Source organism: Aquimarina hainanensis, assembly GCF_042684685.1.
In the GTDB taxonomy this organism is placed as follows: domain Bacteria; phylum Bacteroidota; class Bacteroidia; order Flavobacteriales; family Flavobacteriaceae; genus Aquimarina; species Aquimarina hainanensis.
The window spans coordinates 1903-2403 of the sequence record NZ_JBHULX010000046.1 but is presented as its reverse complement, the minus strand read 5'-3'; the positions used below and the strand labels follow the sequence as shown (position 1 = coordinate 2403).

Sequence of the window (501 nt, the reverse complement as noted above, 5' to 3'; positions counted from 1 at the left end):
GTAGGCGCGACTGTATCGATTGTTAATTCCCCGGAAGTGGTATCCGTAGCCGTATTACCAGCTGTATCCGTGGCTGTAGCCGTTACATCATAGGTCCCGTCAGGGCTGATCTCATTGCCCGCAGGAATTGTTAAACTCCAGGTATTATCGCCATTGTCTACCAGATTCCCGTCTCCTTCGCTATAGGTAACTCCATCTACCGTTACTGTTAAGCTGTCTGAAGAATCCGCTGTACCTGTGATCACCGGGGTGGTATCATTGGTGGTCTGACTAACCACTGTTGGAACTGTAGGGGCGACTGTATCGATGATCAGTTCTCCGGAAGTGGTATCCGTAGCCGTATTACCAGCTGTATCCGTGGCTGTAGCCGTTACATCATAGCTGCCGTCAGGACTGATCTCATTGCCCGCTGGAATCGTTAAGCTCCAGGTATTGTCGCCATTGTCTACCAGGTTCCCGTCTCCTTCGCTATAGGTAACTCCATCTACCGTTACTGTTAAG

1 protein-coding gene is annotated in these 501 nt (G+C 50.3%); it reads right to left on the bottom strand.

From position 1 onward, the window contains the following. On the bottom strand, positions 1-501 hold a 501-nt coding region (locus tag ACFSTE_RS20985; protein ID WP_378298400.1), incomplete at both ends, for an Ig-like domain-containing protein.